General features: G+C 51.2%; 16 protein-coding genes. 3 read left to right on the plus strand and 13 right to left on the minus strand.

What is annotated here, in order from left to right; all coding sequences use genetic code 11:
• Nucleotides 1-175: DinI-like family protein (locus RDN66_RS15635; RefSeq protein WP_308538003.1), on the plus strand; the 175-nt coding region annotated here is incomplete at its 5' end.
• 755 nt (nucleotides 176-930) lie between these two features.
• Here the strand turns inward: RDN66_RS15635 and RDN66_RS15640 are convergent.
• The 11 genes from RDN66_RS15640 to RDN66_RS15690 all read right to left on the minus strand — a co-directional run bounded on the left by RDN66_RS15640 (nucleotide 931) and on the right by RDN66_RS15690 (nucleotide 10,980).
• Nucleotides 931-1,317: a tail fiber assembly protein gene (locus RDN66_RS15640; RefSeq protein WP_308537971.1), complete on the minus strand. Its 387-nt coding sequence runs from the start codon at nucleotides 1,315-1,317 to the stop codon at nucleotides 931-933.
• Nucleotides 1,314-3,101: a hypothetical protein gene (locus RDN66_RS24335; protein WP_374044026.1), complete on the minus strand. Its 1,788-nt coding sequence runs from the start codon at nucleotides 3,099-3,101 to the stop codon at nucleotides 1,314-1,316. Before RDN66_RS24335 ends, RDN66_RS15640 begins: the two co-directional genes overlap by 4 nt.
• A 48-nt stretch (nucleotides 3,102-3,149) precedes the next feature.
• On the minus strand, nucleotides 3,150-3,803 hold the full coding sequence (locus RDN66_RS15650; protein ID WP_308537972.1) for a hypothetical protein: 654 nt from the start codon (nucleotides 3,801-3,803) through the stop codon (nucleotides 3,150-3,152).
• Nucleotides 3,803-4,072 carry a hypothetical protein gene (locus RDN66_RS15655; RefSeq protein WP_308537973.1) on the minus strand — a complete coding sequence of 90 codons (270 nt, stop codon included), beginning with the start codon at nucleotides 4,070-4,072 and terminating at the stop codon, nucleotides 3,803-3,805. Before RDN66_RS15655 ends, RDN66_RS15650 begins: the two co-directional genes overlap by 1 nt.
• A gap of 36 nt (nucleotides 4,073-4,108) precedes the next feature.
• On the minus strand, nucleotides 4,109-7,318 hold the full coding sequence (locus tag RDN66_RS15660; protein ID WP_308537974.1) for a DUF1983 domain-containing protein: 3,210 nt from the start codon (nucleotides 7,316-7,318) through the stop codon (nucleotides 4,109-4,111).
• 55 nt (nucleotides 7,319-7,373) lie between these two features.
• The gene (locus RDN66_RS15665) at nucleotides 7,374-7,970 is read right to left on the minus strand and encodes a tail assembly protein (protein ID WP_308537975.1); all 597 of its coding nucleotides are present in this window, start codon (nucleotides 7,968-7,970) and stop codon (nucleotides 7,374-7,376) included.
• Nucleotides 7,958-8,689, minus strand: coding sequence for a C40 family peptidase (locus tag RDN66_RS15670; protein ID WP_308537976.1), 732 nt, complete (start codon nucleotides 8,687-8,689; stop codon nucleotides 7,958-7,960). The genes RDN66_RS15665 and RDN66_RS15670 overlap by 13 nt, the downstream gene beginning before the upstream one ends.
• A 12-nt stretch (nucleotides 8,690-8,701) precedes the next feature.
• On the minus strand, nucleotides 8,702-9,475 hold the full coding sequence (locus RDN66_RS15675; protein WP_308537977.1) for a phage minor tail protein L: 774 nt from the start codon (nucleotides 9,473-9,475) through the stop codon (nucleotides 8,702-8,704).
• Between the two features lie 8 nt (nucleotides 9,476-9,483).
• Nucleotides 9,484-9,834 (minus strand): phage tail protein, encoded by a 351-nt coding sequence (locus tag RDN66_RS15680; RefSeq protein ID WP_308537978.1) that lies wholly within the window; start codon nucleotides 9,832-9,834, stop codon nucleotides 9,484-9,486.
• Between the two features lie 56 nt (nucleotides 9,835-9,890).
• Nucleotides 9,891-10,766 (minus strand): phage antirepressor N-terminal domain-containing protein, encoded by an 876-nt coding sequence (locus RDN66_RS15685; RefSeq protein ID WP_308537979.1) that lies wholly within the window; start codon nucleotides 10,764-10,766, stop codon nucleotides 9,891-9,893.
• Nucleotides 10,767-10,833: 67 nt separating this feature from the next.
• Nucleotides 10,834-10,980: a DNA-binding protein gene (locus RDN66_RS15690; protein ID WP_308537980.1), complete on the minus strand. Its 147-nt coding sequence runs from the start codon at nucleotides 10,978-10,980 to the stop codon at nucleotides 10,834-10,836.
• A 109-nt stretch (nucleotides 10,981-11,089) separates the two neighbouring features.
• Between RDN66_RS15690 and RDN66_RS15695 the strand changes: the two genes are divergently transcribed.
• A complete protein-coding gene (locus RDN66_RS15695) occupies nucleotides 11,090-11,395 on the plus strand; it encodes an Arc family DNA-binding protein (protein ID WP_308537981.1) in 306 nt (101 codons plus the stop codon).
• Here RDN66_RS15695 and RDN66_RS15700 read toward each other — a convergent pair.
• The gene (locus RDN66_RS15700) at nucleotides 11,384-11,608 is read right to left on the minus strand and encodes a hypothetical protein (protein WP_308537982.1); all 225 of its coding nucleotides are present in this window, start codon (nucleotides 11,606-11,608) and stop codon (nucleotides 11,384-11,386) included. The two genes, RDN66_RS15695 and RDN66_RS15700, sit on opposite strands and share 12 nt — an antisense overlap.
• 19 nt (nucleotides 11,609-11,627) lie before the next feature.
• On the opposite strand from RDN66_RS15700, the gene RDN66_RS15705 reads away from it, so the two are divergent.
• Entirely contained in the window at nucleotides 11,628-12,203 is a 576-nt protein-coding gene (locus tag RDN66_RS15705; protein WP_308537983.1) for a hypothetical protein, read from the plus strand.
• A 251-nt stretch (nucleotides 12,204-12,454) separates the two neighbouring features.
• Here the strand turns inward: RDN66_RS15705 and RDN66_RS15710 are convergent, their stop codons facing one another.
• Nucleotides 12,455-12,808 (minus strand): hypothetical protein, encoded by a 354-nt coding sequence (locus RDN66_RS15710; RefSeq protein ID WP_308537984.1) that lies wholly within the window; start codon nucleotides 12,806-12,808, stop codon nucleotides 12,455-12,457.
• Nucleotides 12,809-12,828: the final 20 nt, after the last annotated feature.

Genomic DNA, 12,828 nt, shown 5'->3' on the forward strand with positions numbered 1-12,828 from the left:
GGGTGAATTGAGCAAGAGGGTACACCGCATCTTCCCCGAAGCAGATATCCGGGTTAAGCCGATGATGACGCTGCCGGCGATCAATACAGATGCCAGTAAGCACGAGAAAGAGCAGATCAACCGCACAGTGCAGAAGATATTCGAAGAGGCCGAATTCTGGCTGGTTGCTGAATAGGTGATTTGCTCTATACTTCCGCCAGTGTCATGACATGAACACATGGCCTACTGCTGCGGTCTGTGCTTGCATACCACGGTCCACAGCAAACTAACATTGAGCGCTTTTGCTGCTCACCGTCTTCCCCGTGACGCCTTTTGATGCGATCTTCAAAGCCTGGTTGAATGCAACCACTGTTACAGGTTTATCCTGAAACTTGACCCTGTTTGAGTGGCTCTGAAAAATATAGATATCATCGGGATATCTTTCTCTGCGTCTCTGTATGAGCTCGCAAATCAGAGGGGGAGCCTCTACCTGAACACTCTTAAATCTCGCCCCCTTTTCAAGATTCAGGTATTTTCCGTCAAAGCTTCTGTGCTTGAGATTAATAACCTGGCCAACACTAAGTGGTACTAGGCAAAGAAAAACCCATAAATCTGACCATGTATCACTGATATCTTTTAGCTTATGGGATATTAGCGCGATTTCTTTGATGGTGAATTGGCTCATTTTCCAGGCTGTTACTTTTTTATTCTAAATCCGCAATGACTTATAACATATATTACATCAACTAGTTACATTTCACCCCTATGTCAAATGGCGGGTCACTTTCAGATATACGTTCCGCCAGTGCCTCCAGCATTACTTTTCTACTATGACCGATCTATCATATTGGCGTTTATCAACTCGCGATGGATATCACCTGGTTTACCTCAGTGCGAAAGCATGGGTAAAGCCATTATGATCGTGGTTCGCCAGGGCAAAGCGCTGTGGCGTTAATTTTGTGGGCGCGGCGGCCACTCGATATCCGGCGCCGCATCCAGTTCAAGGGCATCCAGCTCTTTCACATATAGCCGCCAGGCAATCAGCTTTTGTTTGTCCTCTTCACTAATTAGGCCAAGATTTAGATCCAGAATCCAGCCAGCCATAGTCTTTTCAGCTTCTGCTATCAGATTGCGCCGGCGTGCCTCTGCATCACGTACGTCATCTTCATGAGTGCGCAAATATGGCGGGTCAGTAATCCACTCTCCTGTTTCAGCGTTGTATGTTTTATTCCCGCCGCTGAAACTTTCCGGCACTTCGACCTGCAGCACATTCCCGCTCCATACTTCAGGCGAAAAGCCATATGACCGATTATCGCCTTTCCACAGATAAATAATCATGCTGTCACCTTCCATACATGCACCCTATAAGTTCCGGTTGTCTGCTCAGTTACTGTTCCGCCGCCACCTCCAGAGTTCATGCTACCTGTATTAAGACGATATGAACCTGATTGCACGACAATACCCTCGCCAGCAGAATATGATGCATTAATCCCATATCCCCCGGCATTTGGGTGGTATAGCCAGGCAGGATTAAACCATAAATTGCCTGAAAGTAGTTCAGCTTGAACTATTACTGGGGTACTGTTACCAAATGGGTTCTCAAGCACAAGCCTTTGACCTACTGATATCTGCGCTGACGGCGCTAAAAGTACATATCCAACTCGCGCATTTGTCGCGACATTTTTCGCCAACAGGTCGGTGTTTATCGACTCCATCCGCGCGGAAAGCGTCATCGCATCGAGCGAGCCAGCATTCTGAGCGCGACCGGAGTAGCGGATAACGAAACAGCCGGTTAGTGAGTTCATGCGGGCTTCGGTCAAGCCGGTGGTGTACACATCGCTAGCAGTCGATAGGTCGATAATCAGGCTACGGGCTGTAGTCGAACCACCATTACCGTTGAAGCCGTTCAGGTTATTTGCGCCCACTTTAAACGGTGGTGTAACCTTCGAGCCTACTTCAGTTAAGCCGTAGTTTGCTGTAGCTGTTACCTCACCTGCCATGTTAGGCACACCACTTCTCTGCACCGTGCCGTCAACCAGATACCCACCATCACCACGCATAACCGGAGCCTTGATACTTCCAGACTGCACACCGTTACGATCAGGCAGGCGCATTTTTCCCGTCGATGAATTCAGGACATAACAGCCGCGCTTAGTTGGGTCGGCCTGCCATTCAGCTTCTGTGCACGTCGGGCGATTACCCGCGGCAACGTCAGCATACAGGTCTGCGAATGGACCAGCCTGATCCACTTCCTGACCATCTGACGCGACGCAACCATCCGGCATTTTTGACCGCATGTCGTGCCACCATGACTGGCCGATATAGCCGCCACCCTTCCCATCAGTCTCCGCTTTTGAGTACACATCCAGGTGACCACGCGCGGCAGACTTATCGGGCAAATCATCAAGGTTCTGGTCTTTGTGCAACAGGTTTTCAGGATGAACTGCGCTGGCTGCTGCCTCCGCAGCAGTTTTAGCTGCCTCCGCATCCGTTTTTGCCGATACCGCGGCAGTCTTTGCGGTCTCACTATCAGTCTTCGCAGTTTCCGCCGCCGTTTTAGCTGCTACTGCTGCTGTCTTCGCGCTCGATGCTGTGGAAGCGTCTGTGCTCGCAGCCTGGGCAGCAGATTGCGCAGCTCCCTTATCGGTCGCTACCTGCTGCGCATCCGTACGAACCTGATTAGCCAGCGCTGTTACTGCATCAATATCGATAAGCGCCAGCGTATCCTTGATGCTCTGCCAGGAAGGGCCGGTAAAGGTTGAGCCATCAGGCAGCATAACCGTGATGTCGCCACTAGTGCTGAATACTGCCTGCCAGTTCTGCTTGTCATAGTTGAGCCCACGCAGCGCTGCGGTTGTTTGAGCGACAAGCTCCGCCGTTATCTGGTTTTGCGCTGCACGGGGAACAGCCTGCCATGCTGCGCCAGCCAGAGTCGGCCCGGTGTACTTACTGATTAAAACAAGTTGTGTGCCGCTGCTAATTGATTTCACTGGCAGTGTGTAAGTAATACCGCCGACCGTCGTTACGATGAAATCTCCGGCCGCCAGCTCAGTTGTGAACGTGGTACCGGCCCCGGTAACTGCATCAGAATTGTTCGTCAGGGTTAGAGTGCCTGCTGACATATTGGCTCCTGAATTATTGATAATAAAAAACCCGCCGCAGCGGGTCTGTTATAGATCGTAAAGCTCTGTGTTTATTGCGTAGAACGTTGTTGAAGTCGGCCTATCGTCCCACGGCGCTGTCGTCTCATCCATTGCAACCAATTCCCTGCTAACTGTGTTTCCTGATGCCATGAACGCATAACTGCCATACATCCAAATAGGTGGAGTACCAGGGAAGTAAGCCTCAACCTGAAACATGCAAAACATCGGAGTAACCGCGCATGTAGCGCCAACGTTAGTTGTGTATGAGGTTGCCTCCATGGAATAAGGTTGCATTTGAAGTGGCAAGCTGTCCGCACTCCAAGTCACCTCGCCAAGTTCATTCCTGAAAACAGTCCCAAAATTACTATCTATCCTTGGTATATTTGAAAAATAATAAAACCTTATAGTCGCAGGTGTCTGAGGTGTAATCATGCTGAATTTAGTTCTTACGCCCCAAAATCCATTAGCCTGATAATATTCAAACGACGACCACGAGCTACCATCAAGCCTGCGTGCAAAAACAAGAAACGGGCGACTAACTGGTATGCTCGTTAGGAAGCTATTCACGCCGTTATTATTTATATACCTATCCTCTCGGTACTGGAATGTAAGAGGGGTTACATCTGGACTCATCCAAAATTTACCGTCAGGTCGCCTAATTATCATTCCATAATTAGCCATTATGTAACCTCAGCGTAAACAATTACAGGTGAATATACAGAAGCCTTAGACCACGCAACAACATTGCCACTAACGCTAGCAGTTGTAATGTCTGTAAAGCTAGGGTTTGTCATTGTTCCAACCATGACTTTAAGAGTAAAACCAGTTGGAACGCTGTAAGAACGACTGCCATTATACGGTTCCATTATATAATCAAAGAAATATATAGGGTTTGTCTCAACAACAAGATTTCGTCCCCTGTACCATACAGCCTCGCCAAATTCGCCCATATATAAAACCTCCAGGAAAATTAGGCCCCTTTTTTATTACCACAAGCCCGTAAGTCGTCCAATTTGTACCCTAACCACTCCGTTCTCATCACGCACTGTGATTGTTTCGTTTGTGATTTTCATCCCCCCCTCACCTTCAACACCGCCGTTAATTTCAAATGTGCCATCGGCTTTCATTATGGTGCCGGTTTTACCCTCAACGTAATTTGAAGAGCGAAGTTCACCAATCTTGGCCAGCGTAATTTCGCCATACTGAATGAACCCTTCACTGACAAACATCTGCCCGTTAATGACGGCGAACGGGGAATATTGAGCATCACCTTCACCGCTCAATAGAACGAGTTGGTTAGCGTTAAACGCAATTCGCGTCACCACTGGCTGCCCTGCTTCTGCAACAACGGCGACAGACATGCCAGCGCCGTAGTAAACATCGTCAATACGCACCCCAACTTTCAGGGTATGAATCGCCGAAGCACCATCAGCATCAACAACCGCCGTCAGCTTATCTTCCAGCGTTGCCGTCATATTGCGGAACTCGGCCTGCACTGTGGTCGACAACTCAGCCATTGCTTTATCAACGCTGGCAATCGTCGTTTTCACCACCAGAATTTCGGCGCGGACTTCACCGTACTGCGCCCATTGCCGTTCGACTATCGCGTTATTCGCCAAAGCATTCTGCAACTGCCCTTCCAGATTCTGATCAATCTGGCTGGTCAGGGCATCACCGTCTTTTGAGGTCAGGAAATCCCCGGTAATATCGCCCAGGTAATCATCGGCGTTATCGTTAGCCATCCCCCGGATCCAGCCTGTCCAGTCGCCCTGGTTACCAATACGGTCAACCAGGCGGGCCCTGTACCAGAATTCCTGCCCCGCTTTCAGTCCCAGCTGGGTGTATGTGTGCTGAGGGTATGGAACGCCGGCAAGCAGCAGCGGGTTGTCGCCATTGCTATTAACTGAATACTGCAGTTCAGTTTGAAGTGTATCTCCACTATCCGCAGGGAAAGACCAGTCAATCTGAATCCCCCAGTTGATAGCAGTGGTGCGTAGCCCTACTGGCTTCGGCACATCCCCGGTGCGACCGGTAAGGTTCGTCAGGGAGGACGTAGCCCACAGGCTGGACGCACCGCCGGAGTTGATTGCTCGTACACGCACCAGGTAGTCACCTGAAAAAATGCCTGCTACCTCAATATTGCGCAGCCCGGTTTCGGGGACGTTGATCCATTCATTATCGTCCCGCTTCCACTGCACCTGATATGCAACGATATCGGCCTGCGGCTTCCCGTTCTTATCCAGCGGAGCATCCCAGGCCGCAACCATGGTGGCAATACGCTGGCCCTGTCTAACCGAGTCGTAACTGCTAATCGCGATATTCGTGGGCTGGCTAACCAGGCCGGTCGGTATCAGGCTTATCGGCGGCGTGTCCAGGCGCGCATTGTTATCAACGGCATCATATTTCGACGCGTTGTACTCTGCGCCGGTAATGCTGAAGGTATTTTCCTCATCATTGAACGCCAGATTGGTCACGCGGAAATACTGCAGGCGTAGCTGCCCTGCATCGATAACAAACACGGCGTTAGGCTGCGGTTGGGCCGTGAACGGCGTGTCCACAATCAGTTGCGCCCCGTTGGCCGCCTGAAGAATTCGGCTCTCAACGATCCCACCCAACGTGCGGATCATCAGCGTATCTCCCGCTACCGCACTGGTTCCGCGGTCCGTCATTACCGACCTCAGCGCAGCGTCGTAGGCAACGACACGACCGCCGTACACTCTTCCCGACATGCGCTCATCGGCAAAAGCAAACACGGTACCCGGCACATAGATGTATCCATCCAGGCCAGTCTGCAGCGTAATGATGCGATCAAGAGAGTTTGAGTACACCGCCCAGCCGCCGCGCCGCTGAGCCTCGCTCTCCCGCGAGCAGCCGATGGCCGTCAGTTGCGTCTGCTTGAACTTGAACTGCTTCACCAGTTCCGGAAACATGACCGCCGTCGTGCGGTCCTGGTAGTGGTTGTCCGGGTCGCTGAAGTTGACCAGCGCGCTGGAATAGCGGTTCTTCTCGCTGCCGCTGGAATAGCTAGGTTTGCCCACGACGGATGCGCGAGTCATGATTTGCAGCTTCGCCGTGTCTGCAGGCATATCGGAGACAACGTTGAACATGTTGTTGCCCCAGAACGTCATACCGTTGAACCCTGCGGCAATATCCTTGATCACCTGCCATGCATCGGCCTGCGCCTGAATGTACACGTCGAATATGAAACGGGGCTCTGTGCCGGTACCGCCTTTCCCGTCTGGCACCAGTTGGTCGCAGCGCTGGGCAATGCGGTAAAGTTCCCACTTATCCAGCATATCCACCGTTACCCTGCGCCCCAGGCCAAAACGCGGTTCAGTCAGTACATCGAACCAGATCCACGCCGGGTTGTTACTCCACGACCATTTGAATGTCCCGTCCCAGGTGCCAAGGTATGTCCGGTTAACCGGGTCATAGTTTGTCGGGATACGAATGACGCGCCCTTTTGGTTTGCAGGAAATTCTGGGGATATTACTGAACGATTTAGCGTTAAACGACACGTACAGCAACGCGGTGTGCGGATAACGTAGGCGGGCATCGATGACCTCAGTGATAGCCTGCACCTGGGTTTTGTTCTGTAGCATCTGGCTGGTGCTGTCTGCGGTGTCGCGGACTACGCGTATCTGCCAGCCGGTTGTGGCTTTTGGCAAGTTGATGCGGTGCGTCAGTTCATAGAGCGAGCTCAGCTTCTCCGTGATCGTTTTGGTCATCACGGTGCTGTATGCGCCACCATCCACTGCAAGGTCGATATGGTAGTGAACGGTCGTTCCGACAATATCGCCGTCGCTCTCCTGCTGCTGCAGGCCATTAATGCCGATACGCACAAGCACCGCATCAATCTGAGTGTTGCTAATAGCCCGGGTCCATGGGGTGGCCTTGGTTAGCGAAACGCCAATGGTTGTTTCATTTTCAACCGCAGGGAAGCCGGGGATCGGAGTCTGAACCTGAGTGCCCGGGCGAAAGTCCCAGGAGACATTTTCAAAATTCATTGAGCCGTCTGCATTGCCCAAAGGCGTACCATCCAGGAAGATGCGCGTTGCATCCAGTCCACCAGCAAATTCACCCTCGCCCAGCGCCAGCAGCATACGGCAGCGCGCCATAGATTGGGCTGAATCAGGCTGTTCTACAGGCGTGTGTTGCTTCTGACTGCCGCCCTTCGCACCAGTAATCGTTGCCATATTGCATCCATAAAAAAAGCACCCAATTGGGTGCCTATTGAAAGGTACGGAGTCGTCAGATATCTTCGGCGACTATCCCAGCACTTATGATGGCGCCACCGATTTCTCTTTCTCCGTAAAGAATGGCGACCGGGTTCCCCATTGCAGTAGTATTGACCGCTCCGCCGAACGCATAGGAAGGTTTATTGTCTGCGTCCTGGCGCATCTGTAAACCACCGGGCTGTGGCGAAAGCATCTGATAGATACCACCAGCCATTGATGAGATCCCGGCAATAATTAAGCCGTTAGTAAAACCTGCACCAACAACACCCCAGCCAACAGGTCCCAAAGCCAATCCAGCAACAATCATCACAGCCCCAAGAATCGTCTGGAATATACCCGCTTTCTTCGCCCCTTCCATTACGGGGGCGATGCGGATATCACTGTCACCGGCCAGCTCTTTGAAATCCTCGACACCTACATTACGTTTCCCGCGGAACACCGCAAACGTCATACCGTTTTTTTTAGCGTTCATAAGATAGCTTTCAAGCCCATCCAGATTGATGCAAAGCGCCTTCACGGCCTCCGCTGAGGTCTGCACCGCCAGCTTATGCACACGTCCAAAACGTGTACCCAGTGCGCCGTAAAGGCGAATAGTGGTCAGACGCGCCATGGCTGAATCTCCTGTGGTAAATCTTTATGGCGCACGCAGATCATCGTCCGGTCTTTGAAGTAGCCGCGCGCATACGGCGTGACGCAGGATGGCTGGCCGTACAGGTGGTGAAGCAGTTCGCCTTCTTCGGTGATAACTCCCGCGTGATTCCACTTACCGGACTCGACCTGCATGATGACCATGCAGCCTGGCGCCGGGTCGCATTCGATAAACCCTTCCCGCGCCCAGTTATCGAAATAGAGGTTGTCCGGGTACTGGCTTTCCCACCACGGGTAATCGACCCGGAAATCAGTCAGCGTTACACCCTGGGTGGCATGCCAGTCCATTACCAGCCCCCAGCAGTCGTGAGAGCCCAGAATGAATGGACGCCCGATAAGCGGGATGGCATCCGGCGTGATTTCGGCATACTCATCGCTATCAGGCGCGTAGATACCCCATACCACTCCGGACTGGTTGCATTGCTGGCGATCGAGGTCTGATGGGATAGCCCTGGCGCCGTCGCCGGGATGGGAATGAATGACTCGAATAATGGTTCCTGCATCCTCAGCATTCGCCCAATGCTCACCATCAATACGGAAATGCTCCGTCGGGTTTTCGTGGCTGTTTGGCACCGGCACATAGCGCTGGCGTCGCCCTGACTGGATGACGAGGCCGCAGCACTCCCGCGGTGATTCCTCCAGCGCGTGCGCCCGGATGGCATTCATAATCGTTTTGTTCATTTTGATGTCCGGTTATCGGGAAAATAGCACCGTTGCTGGAAATCCGCCAAAGTCGAGAGTCGCGGTATTGGGCTCAGCCAGGCCAGAGCCAAAGCGCTTCCGGCAATCACTAAGACAGCCACCGCATACATCCAGTGCCGGATCGGCAACCGAGTTGCCCTTGGCATCAAAGTAGGCCGTGCCGTTGTAGGTGCAGCCGTCTCCACTACGGTATTGGCCGCGCAACGCCCACTCGCAGAGTGATGTGATCTGCCGGGTCGGAATAACCAAGTTCTGCAAGTCCGCCGGGCTACTGAGTGACCACGTAACCACCTCATCATCCTCTGAAGTTTTGGTGTCCAGCCAGAAGGTCTGGAGGGTGAACATCGTCGAATCTGCTGTCGAGTTCACACCGCCCGGGAAGTTCACCGCGTCCAGATAAATGGCGTAGGTGTCGATGATGCTTGTTTTCGCGTTAACCATATCCTTGAACTGCAGGCAGAGTGCCGTGATATGCCCGTCAAGGTTCGAGACACTAAGTTTCGGCTCGGCGGCCTGATCGGTTGAGATTGCAAGATCAGAAATCTGGAATGGCCAGAAATCGAAAGCCTTTCCGTCCCAGATAATGGGCTTAGGCCCCAGTTTGTCCTCATCGCCGGCGGCCGCATCAATCTCCGCTGGAGTGTGGGGAAAAGGACTGTAGTGAAAGCGGTGGATCCCGCCGTTAAACTCGGACGCGTCAACTTCTACCAGGCGGACTCTGCCACCTGGCGCCAGCATTGCAGCTGTATCAATCAGTGCGGTCATGCTCCACCTCAGGCATAGACGCCATAGGCGCGCTTAATCGTGAATGTCAGCTCGGCGAATTTGCTGCTGAGTTGGTTTTTGCGCACAGAGTCAGGTACCACCCGATACAGCCCCATCTCCTCGCCCGGCGGCGTGATGACAAATGCTTTAACGGTATGCGCTAACAGGAAGTCGCGGATCGTGTTCACTTCCGCCTCTGTTCCTGCGTGCTTCATTGGGATCTGAATAGCGGTGGAGTTAATGCCGTTCTCAGCCACCTGCTCGTAACCATCACCGAATTGCGCAGACCGTATTGTTTGGCTGTATTCGACCGCACCCGCGCCGAGCTGCGAGTGCCAGTTGTAGGTTTCAACTGCCATATTTGCTCCAAAAAAAAGCCCCGCGTCAGCGAGGCTTGGTGATTGGGTGTAATACATCAAAAATCTTTCATGTCATAGGTGAGAGTATTCTTCCAGTTACTATCACCCCACGGATGTTCTTTGATATGACCAGTTTCACGTTTAAGCAGAACGCGCGCCCTGTTAATGCCGCGGTTATAATTTGCACCAATAGAACAGAAGCGCGGGACAAGTCGATGGTCAGCAGCCAGCAGTAACGGGTACACCTCCTTGCAAGCTTCATACATCACGGCAGCCGAACGCCAAAGATTAGCCAGGGTGCAAAGTTCCTCATCGTTGAATTGACTGGACACAGGCGCAGGCAATGACTCCTGCTTACCAAGGAATTCTCCATCCAGCGCCAAGCGGTGAACGTATTCAATAACTACCGGCAACTGCTCAGCTGGCAGTTCATCAATGTGGGCAACGTTAAAGCGCTGATGCACATAACTATAAGCTTCTGGGTACATGATGCCGCGCTTACCGACCAGCATATTGATTGCATCGCGCAAAGGCGTACGCTCGTCGGTGCTGGTCTTGCGCGGGTTAACAACCTGACCCTTCGTCCAGTATTCGTAGAGAACGTCGTCGCACTCTTCCTGATACTGGATAACACGGTCGCGAATCTCCGGTTTTACCTTGTTGGGGCTGATGGTGTTCAGCCAGGCAGCAAGTTTGCGCAGGGCGAGGCAGAGCATCTTCTGAATGCCGCCTGCTGTAGGGATGGTGATTTCCACCACCCCTTTAGCCAATCTCTGCGTGAGCTTCACGTACTGGCTTTTCCAGTCCATTCCCATCCCTTCAACAATAGGCTTCATGGGCGTGTAAGGCTCGCCATTGTGATTAACAACGTAAAGCTCAGAACCATAGAAAGGCACATTGATGGCAGATACTGCTGTTGTTATACTGATCATGTTGGTTTTTCCCCCAAGGATTTACCGGCTATTGAGGCCCTGACTGTTACAGCAGTCGGGGCTTTGTTCATTCTGGGCACTTAACTCCCTGCCGCTCCGCGTACTCGCGCATGGCTCGCACTGCCTCTTTGCTAAAAGAACGATCGGATTTTACAGCCAGCTCTTCAAATGCCTTTTCCAACCACTCAGGCACCCTCAATGTCTTCACTTTCATGATATCTCCTTTTGTATGCGGTACGCATACATAGTATTTAGGTACGCATTGCCAGTCAATACATATGTACTTATCCTGATGATACATATTTGTATCATGGTGAACTCTCATGAGCAGACCTTATAAAAATCCACAAGTTAACCTGCGACTACCTGAAGATCTTAAGCAGAAAATTGCTGCGCTTGCGGAGAGTAACGGTCGTTCAGCAAACGCGGAAATGGTTGCCGCCCTCGAGTCCTGGGTTGAAATGCATGACATCCCTGAAGAAAGAGAATTGACGTTTGCGGAATTGGCTTTGAGCATAAAAAAGCTACAGCAGCAGTTGGACATACTCGCCGAGGGAGCGCAGGTCGCGACCGATGAACCTCAAAACCACCTACCTCCAACTATCGATCGAGCACTGTTAAAGAAATAGCCCCGGGGGAATATCCATGTCTGTAAAAGATGGTTTCTCTCCGTTCCGAAAGTCAACAATCTCAAGTTTTACCGGGAATCTAATGGCATCGGTAGGGTTCACAACTACTTTCAGATTGCCCCTTTCGTCGTAGGTGGCCACATGATTACCAAAGGCAATTTTCGAATGGTCATTACCTAAAACAACCACAGCAAGCTCGTTTTTATCGGTCATTAAAACTCCAGGAGTGATTATGAATATTTACGTGTTCATGAACGTGGCAAAATTCGATATTGTTCCAGGTTCAATGATTCAAATTATGTCGACTACGGACAATATTGGCGCAGTCCTTCGCTCACACCTTATCTGCGAACAGCTTGCAGAGGCTTGGGTGTGCGGCGTTTGCAACAATGAGAATGTTTTCGGGTCAGATGAGGATAGAGTCAGAATCGAATGTGATGCAAAATTGAAAATCGCAAGAAATCTCGGTTTGCCTGTCCCGCTTTACAACGCCATGAAACGATTGAATACATTAAGAAATCTTTTTGCGCACACACATCAAACGGACATCGATGATAGCGTCATCACCTCGATTGCAGATAACATAAGAAACATGACCGAGGACCGCACATTAATTGGTATGCGAGATCCCGAAATACAAATTTACGGTGAAGATGGGTCTGTTGCTACGGATTATCTATTCAGCAGCCCTGGAACCCCAAACAGGCTGAAATTGGGCGTTTTAGCGGCAGAGATTATCAGGCACACCATACAAAAAGCCGTTGATATTAATACCGCTCGCTCAAGCAGTGACTTCAGGGTTCGATAATATGTAGCATCGCCCTTTAGAAACTAAAAAGCCCACCTGAGTGGGCTGCTAACGAGAAAAGTCATGAACAAAGTATGGCTGGCTGTCCTAGCGCTGATCATCATTGCTGGGCTGATTGATAGGTATCAAACGCACAAAGCAGCAGATGAAGTTACTACCATTCGTCAATCCTGTGTAACCAGTCCTGGCTGCCAGAAAATGTAGCTCACCTGAGTGGGCTGTTATGCATGATCAAATAGATATCATTGCTGTCAAATGCAGCTATTAGTGATCGCTTTAAAGGTATCCCTGATATACCAGCTTGGCAGATAAAGCCTGACAACTGATCCAGAATCATTTTTGCTGATATCAGCGGCAGCAGTGTAGTTTTCGGTATAAACGGTCTTACCTCCCGGATATGGCTGCATATACGTATTTATAGGGCTGCCATCTAGGAGCTTTTGAGATTGCCATTTAAAAAGCAAGCACTCGGCCACCTCTTCCGCTGGTTTGCTTGATTCAAGGGTAAGATCAGGTGTCTTTGCCCTCAAGTCGGTTAAGTTTTTGCAACCGCTCAACCCAATAACTATAAGAAAAGTAACAGCCCATGATAAGCGCATCATCATCCCCTGATCAGTATGGTTTT

Origin of the sequence: uncultured Kluyvera sp. (assembly GCF_902485085.1) — a bacterium.
Taxonomy (GTDB): Bacteria; Pseudomonadota; Gammaproteobacteria; order Enterobacterales; family Enterobacteriaceae; genus Kluyvera; species Kluyvera ascorbata.

Coding starts and splice junctions, on each gene's coding strand:
- RDN66_RS15680 (WP_308537978.1), bottom strand. CDS start 9,834: ATGGCAGTTGAAACCTACAACTGGCACTCGCAGCTCGGCGCGGGTGCG.
- RDN66_RS15670 (WP_308537976.1), bottom strand. CDS start 8,689: ATGAACAAAACGATTATGAATGCCATCCGGGCGCACGCGCTGGAGGAA.
- RDN66_RS15685 (WP_308537979.1), bottom strand. CDS start 10,766: ATGATCAGTATAACAACAGCAGTATCTGCCATCAATGTGCCTTTCTAT.
- RDN66_RS15665 (WP_308537975.1), bottom strand. CDS start 7,970: ATGGCGCGTCTGACCACTATTCGCCTTTACGGCGCACTGGGTACACGT.
- RDN66_RS15660 (WP_308537974.1), bottom strand. CDS start 7,318: ATGGCAACGATTACTGGTGCGAAGGGCGGCAGTCAGAAGCAACACACG.
- RDN66_RS15700 (WP_308537982.1), bottom strand. CDS start 11,608: ATGACCGATAAAAACGAGCTTGCTGTGGTTGTTTTAGGTAATGACCAT.
- RDN66_RS15650 (WP_308537972.1), bottom strand. CDS start 3,803: ATGGCTAATTATGGAATGATAATTAGGCGACCTGACGGTAAATTTTGG.
- RDN66_RS15655 (WP_308537973.1), bottom strand. CDS start 4,072: ATGGGCGAATTTGGCGAGGCTGTATGGTACAGGGGACGAAATCTTGTT.
- RDN66_RS15710 (WP_308537984.1), bottom strand. CDS start 12,808: ATGATGATGCGCTTATCATGGGCTGTTACTTTTCTTATAGTTATTGGG.
- RDN66_RS15675 (WP_308537977.1), bottom strand. CDS start 9,475: ATGACCGCACTGATTGATACAGCTGCAATGCTGGCGCCAGGTGGCAGA.
- RDN66_RS15690 (WP_308537980.1), bottom strand. CDS start 10,980: ATGAAAGTGAAGACATTGAGGGTGCCTGAGTGGTTGGAAAAGGCATTT.
- RDN66_RS15705 (WP_308537983.1), top strand. CDS start 11,628: ATGAATATTTACGTGTTCATGAACGTGGCAAAATTCGATATTGTTCCA.
- RDN66_RS15695 (WP_308537981.1), top strand. CDS start 11,090: ATGAGCAGACCTTATAAAAATCCACAAGTTAACCTGCGACTACCTGAA.
- RDN66_RS15640 (WP_308537971.1), bottom strand. CDS start 1,317: ATGATTATTTATCTGTGGAAAGGCGATAATCGGTCATATGGCTTTTCG.
- RDN66_RS24335 (WP_374044026.1), bottom strand. CDS start 3,101: ATGTCAGCAGGCACTCTAACCCTGACGAACAATTCTGATGCAGTTACC.